The sequence below is a fragment of the Dermacoccus sp. SAI-028 genome, assembly GCF_004346775.1.
GTDB lineage: Bacteria > Actinomycetota > Actinomycetes > Actinomycetales > Dermatophilaceae > Dermacoccus > Dermacoccus nishinomiyaensis.
Window position 1 is genome coordinate 3,098,566 of sequence record NZ_SMFS01000001.1, and the last position, 12,257, is coordinate 3,110,822.

13 protein-coding genes are annotated in these 12,257 nt (G+C 68.7%); 7 read left to right on the forward strand and 6 right to left on the reverse strand.

The window, feature by feature from the left end; all coding sequences use genetic code 11:
• Positions 1-55: 55 nt before the first annotated feature.
• Positions 56-1,072 carry a CaiB/BaiF CoA-transferase family protein gene (locus tag EDC82_RS14200; protein ID WP_131941916.1) on the reverse strand — a complete coding sequence of 339 codons (1,017 nt, stop codon included), beginning with the start codon at positions 1,070-1,072 and terminating at the stop codon, positions 56-58.
• 147 nt (positions 1,073-1,219) lie between these two features.
• Between EDC82_RS14200 and EDC82_RS14205 the strand changes: the two genes are divergently transcribed.
• Complete coding sequence (locus EDC82_RS14205; protein ID WP_200829311.1) at positions 1,220-2,614, forward strand: cytosine permease; 1,395 nt, start codon at positions 1,220-1,222, stop codon at positions 2,612-2,614.
• A gap of 89 nt (positions 2,615-2,703) precedes the next feature.
• Here the strand turns inward: EDC82_RS14205 and EDC82_RS14210 are convergent, their stop codons facing one another.
• Together EDC82_RS14210 and EDC82_RS14215 are read right to left on the reverse strand one after the other, a co-directional pair.
• Positions 2,704-3,396, reverse strand: coding sequence for a Pr6Pr family membrane protein (locus EDC82_RS14210; RefSeq protein ID WP_074046524.1), 693 nt, complete (start codon positions 3,394-3,396; stop codon positions 2,704-2,706).
• A 118-nt stretch (positions 3,397-3,514) separates the two neighbouring features.
• Positions 3,515-3,967, reverse strand: coding sequence for a hypothetical protein (locus EDC82_RS14215; protein WP_186316817.1), 453 nt, complete (start codon positions 3,965-3,967; stop codon positions 3,515-3,517).
• Between the two features lie 154 nt (positions 3,968-4,121).
• On the opposite strand from EDC82_RS14215, the gene EDC82_RS14785 reads away from it, so the two are divergent.
• On the forward strand, positions 4,122-5,141 hold the full coding sequence (locus EDC82_RS14785; protein WP_186318502.1) for a DUF2797 domain-containing protein: 1,020 nt from the start codon (positions 4,122-4,124) through the stop codon (positions 5,139-5,141).
• Positions 5,142-5,417: 276 nt separating this feature from the next.
• Positions 5,418-5,867: a GNAT family N-acetyltransferase gene (locus tag EDC82_RS14225; RefSeq protein WP_131941918.1), complete on the forward strand. Its 450-nt coding sequence runs from the start codon at positions 5,418-5,420 to the stop codon at positions 5,865-5,867.
• A gap of 123 nt (positions 5,868-5,990) precedes the next feature.
• On the opposite strand, the gene EDC82_RS14230 is transcribed toward EDC82_RS14225, so the two are convergent.
• The gene (locus tag EDC82_RS14230) at positions 5,991-6,593 is read right to left on the reverse strand and encodes a DUF1648 domain-containing protein (RefSeq protein WP_131941920.1); all 603 of its coding nucleotides are present in this window, start codon (positions 6,591-6,593) and stop codon (positions 5,991-5,993) included.
• 169 nt (positions 6,594-6,762) lie between these two features.
• Here EDC82_RS14230 and EDC82_RS14235 point away from each other — a divergent pair, with 169 nt between their 5' ends.
• Positions 6,763-7,620: an FkbM family methyltransferase gene (locus EDC82_RS14235; RefSeq protein WP_235006258.1), complete on the forward strand. Its 858-nt coding sequence runs from the start codon at positions 6,763-6,765 to the stop codon at positions 7,618-7,620.
• A gap of 65 nt (positions 7,621-7,685) precedes the next feature.
• Here the strand turns inward: EDC82_RS14235 and EDC82_RS14240 are convergent, their stop codons facing one another.
• Positions 7,686-8,492 carry an alpha/beta fold hydrolase gene (locus EDC82_RS14240; RefSeq protein ID WP_131941922.1) on the reverse strand — a complete coding sequence of 269 codons (807 nt, stop codon included), beginning with the start codon at positions 8,490-8,492 and terminating at the stop codon, positions 7,686-7,688.
• A 155-nt stretch (positions 8,493-8,647) separates the two neighbouring features.
• Between EDC82_RS14240 and EDC82_RS14245 the strand changes: the two genes are divergently transcribed.
• From EDC82_RS14245 to EDC82_RS14255, 3 genes are all read left to right on the forward strand, one after another.
• Positions 8,648-9,331 carry a B12-binding domain-containing protein gene (locus EDC82_RS14245; RefSeq protein WP_131941924.1) on the forward strand — a complete coding sequence of 228 codons (684 nt, stop codon included), beginning with the start codon at positions 8,648-8,650 and terminating at the stop codon, positions 9,329-9,331.
• A gap of 354 nt (positions 9,332-9,685) precedes the next feature.
• Positions 9,686-11,173: an MFS transporter gene (locus EDC82_RS14250; protein ID WP_131941926.1), complete on the forward strand. Its 1,488-nt coding sequence runs from the start codon at positions 9,686-9,688 to the stop codon at positions 11,171-11,173.
• Positions 11,174-11,385: 212 nt separating this feature from the next.
• Positions 11,386-12,096 (forward strand): FMN-binding negative transcriptional regulator, encoded by a 711-nt coding sequence (locus EDC82_RS14255; RefSeq protein ID WP_131941928.1) that lies wholly within the window; start codon positions 11,386-11,388, stop codon positions 12,094-12,096.
• Here EDC82_RS14255 and EDC82_RS14790 read toward each other — a convergent pair.
• Positions 12,025-12,246: a hypothetical protein gene (locus EDC82_RS14790; protein ID WP_200829312.1), complete on the reverse strand. Its 222-nt coding sequence runs from the start codon at positions 12,244-12,246 to the stop codon at positions 12,025-12,027. The genes EDC82_RS14255 and EDC82_RS14790 overlap by 72 nt on opposite strands.
• Positions 12,247-12,257: the final 11 nt, after the last annotated feature.

Sequence of the window (12,257 nt, forward strand, 5' to 3'; positions counted from 1 at the left end):
GCTGCACCGGCGTACCTGGTGCGGCGGGGTCCCGTGTCTTCGGATGCCGGCACCCTCAGTCGCTTCCACCGAACCGCGGCGCGGGAGCGGGCATCGTCACGCCGTCGACGTCGACGAACGCCTCGCGCCCCACGGCATGCGGGTGATGCGGTGCTTCCCAGGGTGTGAGGACGGGCGTGACGCACGCATCGGTGCCGTCGAACAGCTGCGCCCACTCGTCACGCGTCTTCGTCGCGAACGTCGCCGTCAGCACCTCACGCCAGCGGGACCATCCCGCGACGTCGGTCTGCGCCGGCATCGTCGTGGCGTCGAGGCCGAGCCCGTCGACGAGGGCCGCGAAGAACTGTGGTTCGAGCGCTCCGACGGCGACGTGCCGGCCGTCCGCACATGTGTACGTGTCGTAGAACGGTGCGCCGCCGTCGAGCAGGTTCGTGCCGGGTTCGCCGCTCCACAACCCCACGGCGTGCAGGCCGCGCAGGAACGTCGAGTACAGCGACGCGCCGTCGACCATCGCGACGTCGAGCACCTGCCCCCGACCCGTCGTCGCCCGTGCGACGAGGGCCGCGAGGACGCCATTGGCAAGCAGCATGCCACCACCGGCGAAGTCGGCGAGCACGTTCGTCGGCGGATTCGGACGCTCACCGGGTCGCGCGAGCGGGTACAGCATCCCCGACAACGCAAGGTAGTTGATGTCGTGCCCCGCCGTCTGCGCGAGCGGGCCGTGCTGGCCCCAGCCCGTCATGCGCACGTAGACGAGTCGCGGGTTGAGAGCGAGCAGGTCGTCGGGGCCAACGCCGAGGCGCTCGGCGACTCCGGGACGGTAGGCCTCGACGAAAACGTCTGCCGCTGAGGCGAGTTCGCGGACGGCGGCGAGTCCGTCAGGCGTCTTGAGGTCGGCCACGATCGTCGTCTTGCCCCGGTCGAGCGCCGCCGTCGGAACGTCGAGCGCACTCGAACCTGGACGTTCGACACGTGTCACGTGAGCGCCGAGATCGGAGAGCATCATGCAGCCGAACGGTGCGGGCGCCAGGCTCGCGAGTTCGACGACCGTCACTGCGTCGAGGGGTTTCATGGCTTCTCCTGACCTTCGTTGGTGACGCCATCATCGCGCGCCGCAGGAGGCGCACGCGCAGTTCGGCGACCACTCGATGCGATCGGCCTCTAAGGTTCCATCGGGTCGGAATGTTCCCGTCCCACGATTCGAGGAGACACTCAGCCCGTGAGCACCGCTTCCCCCACGTCGCCCTCCCCCGCGCAGGACGCCCCCGACCTGCGCGACACCCACGACGTCCCCCGCACCCTCGACGAGGGTCACGCGCCGCGCAACCTCGGCCTGCTCGACCAGCTCGGCATGTGGGCGAACCTCGGCATGAGCCTGCTCGCGTTCGCGGGCGCGCTCGTCGTCCTGCAGCCGATGGGCGCGCCGGGCATGGGCGTCGGCGCGGCGCTCAGCGCACTCGTCGTCGGGACGCTCGTCGGCACAGCCGGCGTCTCGGCGATGGCGCTCGCGTCGTCGCAGCAGGGGCAGCCGGCGATGGTGATGCTGCGCGGCCTGTTCGGTGGGCGCCTGTCGTACGTGCCGAGCGTGCTCAACATGGTGCAGCTCGTCGGCTGGGGAACGTTCGAGATGGTGACGACGGCGTTCGCCGTCAAGACGCTCTGGGACGTGCCGAGCTGGCCCGTCATCGGCGTCATCGGGCTCGTGACGATCACGCTGGCGATCTACCCGTTGCACTGGGTCAAGGTGCTGCGCAAGTACGTGACGGTGGCCGTCATCGTCGTGCTCGTCTATCTCGCAACGCAATTGGCGACGCGTGACCTGCCCGCCTACCACGGCCACGGCTGGGACGGCTGGATGATCGCCGTCGACGCGATCATCGGGCTGTGCGTGTCGTGGGTGCCCGTCGCGGGCGACTACGCGCGCCACTCGACGTCGCACCGCGCCGCCGTCATCGGCAGCTACGTCGGGTACAGCGTCACGCAGATCGCGGTGTACTGCATCGGCATGGTGGCGCTCGTCATCGCCGGTGGTGACGGTGACAAGGTGTTCTCGATCTTCCTCGGCATCACCGGCGGCACACTGTGTTTCTGGGTGCTGACGCTGCGCGAGATCGACGCGTGCTTCGTCGACGTCTACTCACCGACCGTGTCGGCGCAGAACATGCTGCCGCGCGTCGATCGTCGCCTCATCTCGACGGCGCTCGGCATCATCTCGATGGTGCTCGCGTGGAGCATCGACATCTACGGTTTCGCGACGTTCCTCTCCCTCATCGGCTCGGTTTTCGCGCCCCTGCTCGGGGTGTTCCTCGTCGACTACTACGCGTTCGGCGGGCGTCGGCGCTGGAACACGTCGGTCGACGCCCCGGGCCGACCGCTCATGCTGCTGCCGTGGTTCGCCGGGTTCGTGATGTACCAGCTCATCTCCCCGGGCGAACTCGGCTGGTGGTCACGGATGTGGCACGACGTCGCGGGCACCCTGCACTTCACGGCGCCGAGCTGGATGAGCGCGAGCCTGACGTCGTTCCTCACCGCGGTCGTGCTGACGGCTGTCGTCGACGGGGTGACGCGACGCGGCGCTGAGGCGAACACGACGGTCCAGGGCGTGTCCCGTTGAACGCCGCCGCCTGGGCGCTGCTCGCGTCCGCGCCGCGTGAGCGTTCCGGACATTGAGGGCCGAAACCCTGCAGTGCGGCGTTTCGGACCTCAAGGCCGAGAGCGGATGGACGCGCGACGTGTCAGCAGACGGTCGATGCCCCAGAACGCGAGCGCCAGCACGAGGCCGAACAGCAGGATGACGACGAGCGTCACGGCCACCGAGCCGTACCCGTGCGCGTGCACGTTGACGAATGGGTACGGGTAGGCGTCGACGGCGGCGCCGCGCACGAGCATGTAGACGATCCACACGCCGGGGATGACGAAGCACGACGCGACGGTGCGCCGATCGATGCGGCCGCGCGGGCCCCAGACGAGCCACACGATGACGGTGACGAGCGGCACGGCGATGTGCTGCCACGGGTTCGTCACGAGGTCCCAACCGGTCGGGTGCGACCCCGGCGCGAGCAGCAGCGCGTAGACGATGGCCGTCACGGTGATCATGATGAGCGCGTCGAGGCGGACGACTCGCCGCCACCGCGTGTCGGCGTAGGGCGCCACGGCGACGAGGGTGCAACTGATCGCGACGATGACGTTAGACCAGACCGTGAAGTAGCTGAGCGTGTCGAACAACCGCGAGATCGCTCCTGCGAAACCGCCGGGATGCACGCCGTACTCGTGCGGAGCGGGCGTCACGTGCGCGTACTGATCGGTCGCCGACAGCACGCAGACGAGGACGAACCCGATCCAGGCGAGCGCAGCGTTGAAGGCGAACGCCGCACGGGCGCCGGGTCGAAGCGTCATCGGATCAGGGTGCCACAGGCCCGCGATCGAGATGCGCGGGGCCCGGGCGCCCGCCGTCAGGCCCCGGGGCTCGGCGAAGCAGGTTGCGCCCGTCGGGGATTCGACCAGCGTGAACAGCTCAGAGCTTGACCATCGGCATCGGGTTGAGACGCTTGCGCTCCTTCAGCCCCATGACGAACCCGCGCCCGAGCATGAGGTGCATGCCGTTGTCGGGAAACCGCTCCAGCATGGCGCGGTAGTCGTCACGGCTGACGTGCGGCGGAAGCGGCAGACGGTAGACGTCCGTCGCGTCGGCACGTCGCATCGCCTCGACGAGGGGGTGCGGGTTGCGCGCCGGCCGGACGCGGTGGTGCTCGTCGATCATCGCAGTGACGAGCGCGGCTTCACCCTCGTGGCCGGTTCGCGAGAGCTCCTGCGCCGCAAGGCTTTCCGAGCCGGGCAGGTAGTCCCACGTGTGCTCGAACCAGATCGCCGCGTCGTGGTAGTACGAGGCGACGGCGACCGGCTCGACCCACTCGGGGCGCATGTCGACCTGCCCCATGACGAGCGCGGCGACGCGGCCAGTGGCCACTCAGACGTGCAGCCTGCGGCCTCCAACGGACTGGGTCCATCTGGCGGGGTCCAAGTGACGCGACCCGACGGGCGGCCTTCAACGGGCGCCGCGCGGCGTACGGGCGGTCCGAGCCCGAGTGCTGCCATCTACCCCGTCATGATCGGATGGAGCCATGCCTCGCCCCAGCGTTCCTCGCGACACGCCGTTCCTCGCGCACTCCGTCTCCTGGACGGGTGGGGAGCCGCATCTCGTCATCTCGATCCCCCTCGAGACCGAGCGACGAACGCTGAACCTGGTCGGTGAACGTCTCGCGTTCCACGTCGACCCGACGGGGCGATTCTGCACCGGCGTGTTCATCGCCACGGGGTCGAGCGGTGGCCGTCATGAGCCCTGCGCCGGCGCGCGTCTCGCCACCACGGGCCGTCAGTGCGAGCGGTGTGCGAGCCGCGACGAGTCGCGCTTCATGCACCACGCGCATCGCGGTGGCCATGTACCGGAGGCGCTCGGTCGCTACCTGGCGCAACCTCACTGGCTCTACATCGCGACGTTCGCGGACGGCGCGCACAAGGTCGGTACGGCGTCCGATGCGCGCAAGCGAGTTCGTCTCGACGAGCAGGGCGCGGTGCGGGCCACGTACGTCGCACGCACGGACGACGGGCTCGCCGTTCGAGTTCTCGAGGACGCCGTCACCGAGCACGTCGGTGTGCCCCAGGCGCGTCACAAGACGAGCAAGGCCGCCGCTCTCACCCGGGCGTTGCACGAAACGGCGCTCGATGGCGCGCACGCCGACTGCGTCGCCGCCGTCGAGGCGCACCTGCGAACGCGCGGCCTCTGCGCGCGCTCGATGCCCCACGAGGCGTGGCAACCCCCGGCGTTGCACGCGGCGTTCTTCGACGCCGGCCATGGCATCCACCCCGTCTACGCCCACCCCGTCACCGGCGGATCCCACTGCCTGACGCCCGTCAGCCTCGTCGGATCGGTCGCGCTGGTTCAGGTCAACGCTGCGTCCGAAGTCGAAGCCGAAGCCGAAGCCGAAGGCGTGGCCGAAGCCGAAGGCGTGGCCGGGGATGCGGCGGAAGGCGCGGCCGATTCGCTCATGCTCGTCGACCTCGACGCACTGGGCGGGCGCCGCGTCACGTTCGACGACGCCGCTCGCTCGCCGGAATCCGTCGCGCAGCACAGTCTGTTCTGACAGGGTGCCGGGGGCTGACAGATGCGCGGTCGCAGGGCTCACGTACGTCTCAGGGCGCGTCGCACACCTCGCCCAGGCTCTGTTCTCCTGCCATGAGCAACATCGACGTCACCACGAGGCAGCCGCCATGCGCTCAGATGCACCTGCGTGCATCTGAGCCGACGAGATCGTGCATCGCGATCGGGCCTCACGCACCGTGGCTCACGCTTCCCCGCGCTCCCGTCGACCTTCTATCGCCGCCCTCTCTCCCACTTCGTCCCACCACCAGGAGGCCCCGTGAACACCGACTACGAACTGCTCGATTCCGCACCGGATCTCGAGACCTACCTCGAGCTGCGACGAATCAGCGGCCTCACACCCCGCACCGCCGAGCAGGGCGCGCCGGCCCTGACGAACTCGTGGGCATGGGTGACGGTTCGTCATCGCGCGAGCGGCGACGTCGTCGCGATGGGCCGCGTCATCGGTGACGGCGGGTGGTACTTCATGGTCGCCGACATGGCCACCTCGCCGGAGCATCAGCGTCAGGGCCTCGGGCGGGCGATTCTCACTCGGTTGCTCGCGCGCATCGAACACGACGCGCCGTCCGGTGCCTATGTGACGCTCATGGCCGACGCGCCGGGCCGGCCACTGTACGAGAGCCTCGGCTTCGTCGAGACTGCGCCCCGCAGCGTCGGGATGCGTCTTGAGCGTCGGCGTCCTCAGCCGTCGGACAACTCATCAACCTGACGCACCCGTCGACGCGACGCAGCCCCGCCCGTCCTCAACTGTGATTCCTGTCCACATTCGCCGCCAGCGGTCACGTGACGAATGTGGACAGGAATCGCAGAAGGGGACAAGAATCGCAGCTGGTCACACCGCCTCGTCCGACGGCTGATAGCGCCTGCCGAGCAGCATCCGCACGACGAGGCCAAGAATGCCTGCGATGAACGCGATCATGATGACGGCGAAGAACACCCCGGGCAGCTCCCCGCCTTCACGATGCGCGGCGCCACCCGTCATCACGCTGATCGCCGCGAACAGCAGCGTCGTCAGAGCACCGATGAGCATGAGGTCCTCGCGAACCAGCCGTTCGAAGTGTCGCAGCCGTTGCGGCGTCTGCAGCCAGTACTCCTTGTTCGGCGCGTTGATGCCTTGCGGCCAGCGCAGGACGAGCGACGTCACGAGGCGCAGCACGGCGCCGATGGCGATCGGGCCGACGAAGAACGCGACGAGCGCCCCGGCGCGGCTCGACCAGTCGTCGGGTTTCGAGCCGTCCCAGTGCGTCGGTACGCGTTCGGGCAGGGTCGAATAGACGACGAGAACAGTGACGAGCCAGACGGCCACGGCCCCACCGACGATCGCGCGCACGCCCCGGCTCATCGGTTCGGTCGGCAGCTGACGCGCCTGACGGGCCGTCTCGCGCAGTTGCTCGGGGTCGGGAAAGCCGGTGTCCCAGCGGGAGGTCTGCGTCACCACCTCACGCTATGCCACGCCCGGCACCTCCGGGGGAGACGGGCGCATCGACCCCGGCGCAACCCGTCCGGCGCATGGCCGGGTCGCCCTTCCCCCTGCCCACGGACGAAGGATCTGCGCGCACCTGAAAGACTGCGACGACCCGTCATGCCGTCGCGAAGGAGCATCGATGTCCGCTCTACGGGAACTAATGCAGCCGAGCCGCCTCACCGAGGTCGTCGACATCGGCGCGAATCCTCTGGTCGACACCCCGCCCTATCTGCCGATGCTGCGCGACGGTCTGTGCCGCGTCACCGGATTCGAGCCGCAACCCGACGCCCTCGCGCGTCTCGAGCGCGCCGCCGGGCCGCACGAGCGCTACCTGCCTGCGGCCATCGGTGACGGCGAGCGTCACACCCTGCACGTGTGCGCCGAATCGGGATTCACGAGCCTGTTCGAACCGGACGCCGCGCAACTCGCCCTGCTCACCGACTTCCCGCGGCTCGCCGAGGTCGTCGACCGCGTCGACGTCGACACGACCCGCCTCGACGACATCACCGAGATCGAGTTGCTCGACCACCTCAAGATCGACGTGCAGGGCGCCGAGCTGATGATCTTTCGAAACGGCCGCGAGCGCCTGCGCACGGCGACGAGCATCCAGCTCGAGGTGAACTTCCACCGTCTCTACGTCGATCAGCCGACGTTCGCCGATGTGGACGTCGAGCTGCGCGCGCAGGGATTCGTGCCACAGGCGTTCGTCGCGACGAAGACTTGGCCACTCGCACCGGTGCAATGGGCCGATCGCGACGCACCGACCGACGAGGCGCACGCACGTCAGCTCGTCGAGGCCGACATGCTCTACGTGCGCGATCTCGCCCGCCTCGACGACGCCGAGACCGTCGACGACGAGGCTCTCAAGCACCTCGCGCTCGTCATGCATCACGTGTACGACCAGCACGGCGTCGCGCTGCTCGCTCTGCGCGGACTCATCCGTCGCGGAGCGCTCGACCCGTCAGCCGAGGCTGCCTACCGGAGCCACCCGGTCTGACGCGCGGAGCGCCGCCACCCGGACGCCGCCATCCGGCCGCCCGTCAAGCCCGCCGTCACACCCCGTCAGGCGGGCAGGTCGCGCATGCGGGTGAGCCAGTCAGCGACGAGGGCGCTGACGAGGTCGGGGCGCTCGAAGTGAACGTTGTGGCCGGCGCCGTCGAGCGTCGCGTACGTGGCGCGCGGGTAGTGCTCGAGGTGGCGCAGCGCGTCGCCGAAGCCGACGAGGTGGTCCTGGCGGCCGGTGAGGATGAGCGTCGGTTTCTCGAAGGGCGCCTCCTCCTCGGGCTGCTCGCCCAGCTCGTAGTTCTCCGTCAGCTTCTTCATCGCGTCCTTGTCAGCCAGTTCGGCTCCGGGCGCGGCGAACTCGAGGAAGTGACGGGCTGTGTCGTCGCTCTGCACCACGGCGACGGCCGTGTAGTCGTCGGCCTTGTCCCCGACCTGGGCGACGGCGTCGTCATCGCGTCGCAGCACCGTCTGCTCCGGCGTCTTACGGGCATCGGAGTCCGCGACGAACACCGCCGCGAGCAGGCCCAACCCGAGCACCTGCTCGCGACGGCGGTGCGCGACAGCGCGGGCGATCATCCCGCCGAACGAGTCACCGAGGATGGCGAACGGTGCGTCACCGATCTGCTCGTCGACGAACGCGAGCACACGCTCGACGACGTCGTCGGTGCTCGCTGCGTCACCGATCGGGGTGCTGCCGAAGCCCGGCAGATCCGGGTAGAGACGACGCCAGCCCGTCGTCGCGACGTCCTCGCGCGCCGCACCCGCGGTGAAGGCCGACTCCAACGGCAGCACGAGCCGGTGGTCGGCGTCGAAGCCGTGAAGCAGCACGATGGGGGTACCGGAACCGTGTTCGACGAAGTTCATGCCACGAGCCTAGAGACCCGGGGCTCCGGCGAACAGCGAACAGCGAACAGCGAACAGCTAACAGCGAACAGCGAACAGCGAACAGCGAACGACCATGCCGCACAGGACGAATAACACCTCGCCCCGACAGGTCCGCGGGATATGTTGATCTGACGATGGATCTGCAGACGAACGACATCCTCACGGCCGAGGTAGGCCGGCGCATCTTCGACGCCGTCCTCACCCTCGACGAGGATGCGCTGCGCGCCGAGTTCGCTCGCGCCCGCGACGAGCACGGCGTCGATGCCCTCGTCGCCGACGTCCTCGTGCCCGCGCTGCACCACGTCGGCGTCATGTGGTCGGCCGGCGAACTCAGCGTCATGCACGAGCACCACGCGTCGAACATCGTCCGCTCCGTCGTCTCGGAGTTCAGAGGCGAGGCGGTTCGCACCGAGTCAGAGCGCGACGCGCGCCCCCGCGTCATCCTGACGTGCCCGCCCGGCGAACTGCACGACCTGCCCAACCACCTGTTCTCGTCGATGCTCGTCGAACGTGGCTGGGCGCCGCTCGTGCTCGGCGCCAACACCCCGTGGGCCGCGACGAGCGCCGCCGTGCGCGCCACCAGCGCGCGGGCGTGCGTCATCTCGGGGATGAAGGCGACGTCGTTCGCGGCCCGCCGTTCGGAGCTGACGGTCATGGCGCGGTCAACACTCGTCTACGTCGCCGGCCCCGGCGCGACCCTCGCGGGCGTGCCCGGCGTCGTCGCTCTCGGGGACGACTGGCGCGAGGCCGCCGACGTCGTGACGGGCCGACTCGCTGCGCCTCTCGTCGACCCGGCGCAGGTACCTCGCTCGGCCTGAACGCACCCGATGGCGTGTGAGGGTCGACACATCATCGTCCCGGCCGATCCGCCGGCCAGCGGCGGCGCAGCGCCCCTCGGGCCCTCAGCTTCCTGAGGGGTTGCGCCGAAGCGGCTCCCAGCCTCGCCATCCCCTCAACGCCCTACGCGCACAAGCCGGTACGTCGTCTCACGACGTGGTCACCTGGCGTCCAACCCCCCCTTCGCAACCCGCGACAGCGACGAATCGACAGTCGATCTTTTGTCAATCTGCTTGATTCGCAGCCAGATTGCTGTTTGGTGCCGGGTCGAGACCTCCCATAGCATCGCGAAGAAACGTCAGACAACCGACCCACGTGTGAAAGGGGCAAACCACATGTTCGGACCGGACAGTGTTCGTCGACGATGGTCTGTCGACGAGGTGACGGTGACGCACCCCGACGTCATCAAGCGCGCCATCGGCGCCGCCGCGATCGGCAACATCACCGAGTGGTACGACTTCGGTGTCTACAGCTACATGGCGCTCACGATCGGTGACGTCATCATGCCGCTCGAGGGCTCCGCCGCGACGCTCATGACGTACGCGCTCATGGCCGTCGCCTTCCTCTTCCGCCCGCTCGGCGGCATCATCCTCGGCCCGCTGTCCGACCGCATCGGTCGCAACAAGGTCCTCGCGATGACGATGATCATGATGGCCGGCGCGACCGTCGCCATCGGCCTCATCCCGGACTACGCGCACGCCGGCGTCTGGGCCTGCGTCCTGCTGTTCCTGTGCCGCGTCCTGCAGGGCTTCTCGACCGGTGGTGAATACGGCAACGCGATGACGTTCATCGCCGAGTACGCGCCCGACAAGAAGCGCGGCTTCCTCGGCAGCCTCCTGGAGGTCGGCACGTTCACGGGTTACCTGCTCGGTGCCGGCATGTCGGCGCTCGTCATGGCGCTGTGCACGACGGATCAGCTGCACTCGTGGGGTTGGCGCCTGCCGTTCTTCCTCGCCCTGCCGCTCGGCTTCATCGGCGTCTACCTGCGTTCGAAGCTCGGCGACACCCCGGCGTTCGAGGCCCTCGAGGCCGAGTCGGAGCAGCGCGAGAAGGACAACAAGGTCTCGCTCAAGGACACGTTCAAGATGTGGCCCGCCATGCTGGTCTGCGGCGGCCTCGTCATCGCGTGGAACGTCACGAACTACATGCTGACGGCGTACATGCCGAGCTTCCTGTCGACGGTCACCGACCACAAGGGCGGCGAGGGCATCAGCGACAACATGAACAACGTCTCGCAGATCATCGTCATGGCGATCTGCCTCGCGATCATCCCGCTCATCGGTCTGGCCTCGGACCGCATCGGGCGCAAGACGATCGTGCGCATCGGCTCCGTCATGCTGATCGTGCTGGCGTTCCCGTCGCTCATGCTCATCACGCGCAACACCGAGGGCTCCGTCATCGCGGGTCTCATCATCATGGGTCTGTCGCTCATCTGCTTCAGCGCCACCATGCCGTCGACGCTGCCGTCGCTGTTCCCGACGGCCGTGCGCGCCGGTGCGCTGTCGATCGCGTTCAACATCTTCATCTCCGCGTTCTGCGGCACGACGGCCCTCTACACGGGCGCTCTCGTCGACGCGACCGGCAACCTCATGTGGCCCGCGTACATCCTCATCATCGCGGGCGTCATCGGCCTCGTCTCGGTGCACTTCCTGCCCGAGTCGAACGGTCGACCGCTGTGGGGTTCGGCCCCGTCGGTCGAGCACGACCACGAGGCGCAGGGCGTCGTCAAGGATCTGCACGCCGAGGCCGATCAGCTCAAGGCCGCCGGCGTCCGTGAGGACGCTCCGTACGAGGAGGCCGACGAGGTGCTCACCAACAGCTGAGCTGCGCACCTCGTCGCATGCCGGGCGGGCCGCCCCTCCCACGTGGAGGGGCGGCCCGCTTCGTATGTGCGGGGCTGGACTGACGGGCTGAACGACAGGTACCCGCCGCGCGTCGCTCGCGTCCGTCGATCGTCTTGAACGCGTGTCGCGAATGTCCGGCTCGCCGAGGGCGCTGCGTGCGCCCGCCGGAGCGGTGCGTCAGACTGGATGGCATGCCCTATAACCCGCCGCACGACGTCGTCACGGACGTCGAGACGATCGCCGCGTTCGTTGAGAAACATCCGCTCGCGACGCTCATCACGCACGACGGCGTCACGCCGCAGGCGGACATGGTGCCGTTGCTGCTCGTCGACGATGACGACGCACCGACGGGCAAGGCGCTCATCGGGCACGTGGCGCGTGCGAACCCGTTGTGGCAGAACGGCCGTCACGAGGGGCTGACGCTCGTGACGTTCGGGCCGCTCGAGCACTACGTCTCGCCGAGCTGGTATCCGAGCAAGGCCGAGCATCACCGCGTCGTCCCGACGTGGAACTACCTCGTCGCTCATGCCTGGGGAGAGTTGGAGGTGCACGACGACCCGAGGTGGGTGCGCGGCGTCGTCGCGAAGCTCACGGGTGCGATGGAGGGCGGGCGCGACGAGCCGTGGCGCATGGGGCAGGCACCGCGCGACTACCTGGACGACATGCTGACGAAGATCGTCGGCATCCGGATTTCCGTGCAGCGCATGGAGGCCCGGTTCAAGGTGTCGTCGCATCGCAGCGACGCCGACCGTCTCGGCGCGCGTGACGGCATCGCCACCGAGCTCGACGGACGCGGCGCGGCAGAACTCGCCGACGCGATGGGTGAGAGCTCAGTCGTCGTGATGCGGCAGCGTGATCTCGACGTGACGCAACCGCTGCCCGGGCTCGATCAGGAGACGTGATTCGCTGATCGCGCGCAGCAGGCGCAGCGACCCGTAGGTGAGGATGAACGCGAGCGGCAGCTCGATGAACGCTGCTGCGAGGATCGACCAGATGCGATCCTCTGGCGCCACCGTCGTCACGTCGAACCAGGCGTCGCAGACGAGCAGCATGCCCGTCGTGA

Excerpts from the sequence above, each read along its gene's own strand:
- EDC82_RS14785 (WP_186318502.1), top strand. The coding sequence starts at position 4,122 with ATGCCTCGCCCCAGCGTTCCTCGCGACACGCCGTTCCTCGCGCACTCC.
- EDC82_RS14235 (WP_235006258.1), top strand. The coding sequence starts at position 6,763 with ATGTCCGCTCTACGGGAACTAATGCAGCCGAGCCGCCTCACCGAGGTC.
- EDC82_RS14245 (WP_131941924.1), top strand. The coding sequence starts at position 8,648 with ATGGATCTGCAGACGAACGACATCCTCACGGCCGAGGTAGGCCGGCGC.
- EDC82_RS14210 (WP_074046524.1), bottom strand. The coding sequence starts at position 3,396 with ATGACGCTTCGACCCGGCGCCCGTGCGGCGTTCGCCTTCAACGCTGCG.
- EDC82_RS14790 (WP_200829312.1), bottom strand. The coding sequence starts at position 12,246 with ATGCTGCTCGTCTGCGACGCCTGGTTCGACGTGACGACGGTGGCGCCA.
- EDC82_RS14240 (WP_131941922.1), bottom strand. The coding sequence starts at position 8,492 with ATGAACTTCGTCGAACACGGTTCCGGTACCCCCATCGTGCTGCTTCAC.
- EDC82_RS14250 (WP_131941926.1), top strand. The coding sequence starts at position 9,686 with ATGTTCGGACCGGACAGTGTTCGTCGACGATGGTCTGTCGACGAGGTG.
- EDC82_RS14200 (WP_131941916.1), bottom strand. The coding sequence starts at position 1,072 with ATGAAACCCCTCGACGCAGTGACGGTCGTCGAACTCGCGAGCCTGGCG.
- EDC82_RS14255 (WP_131941928.1), top strand. The coding sequence starts at position 11,386 with ATGCCCTATAACCCGCCGCACGACGTCGTCACGGACGTCGAGACGATC.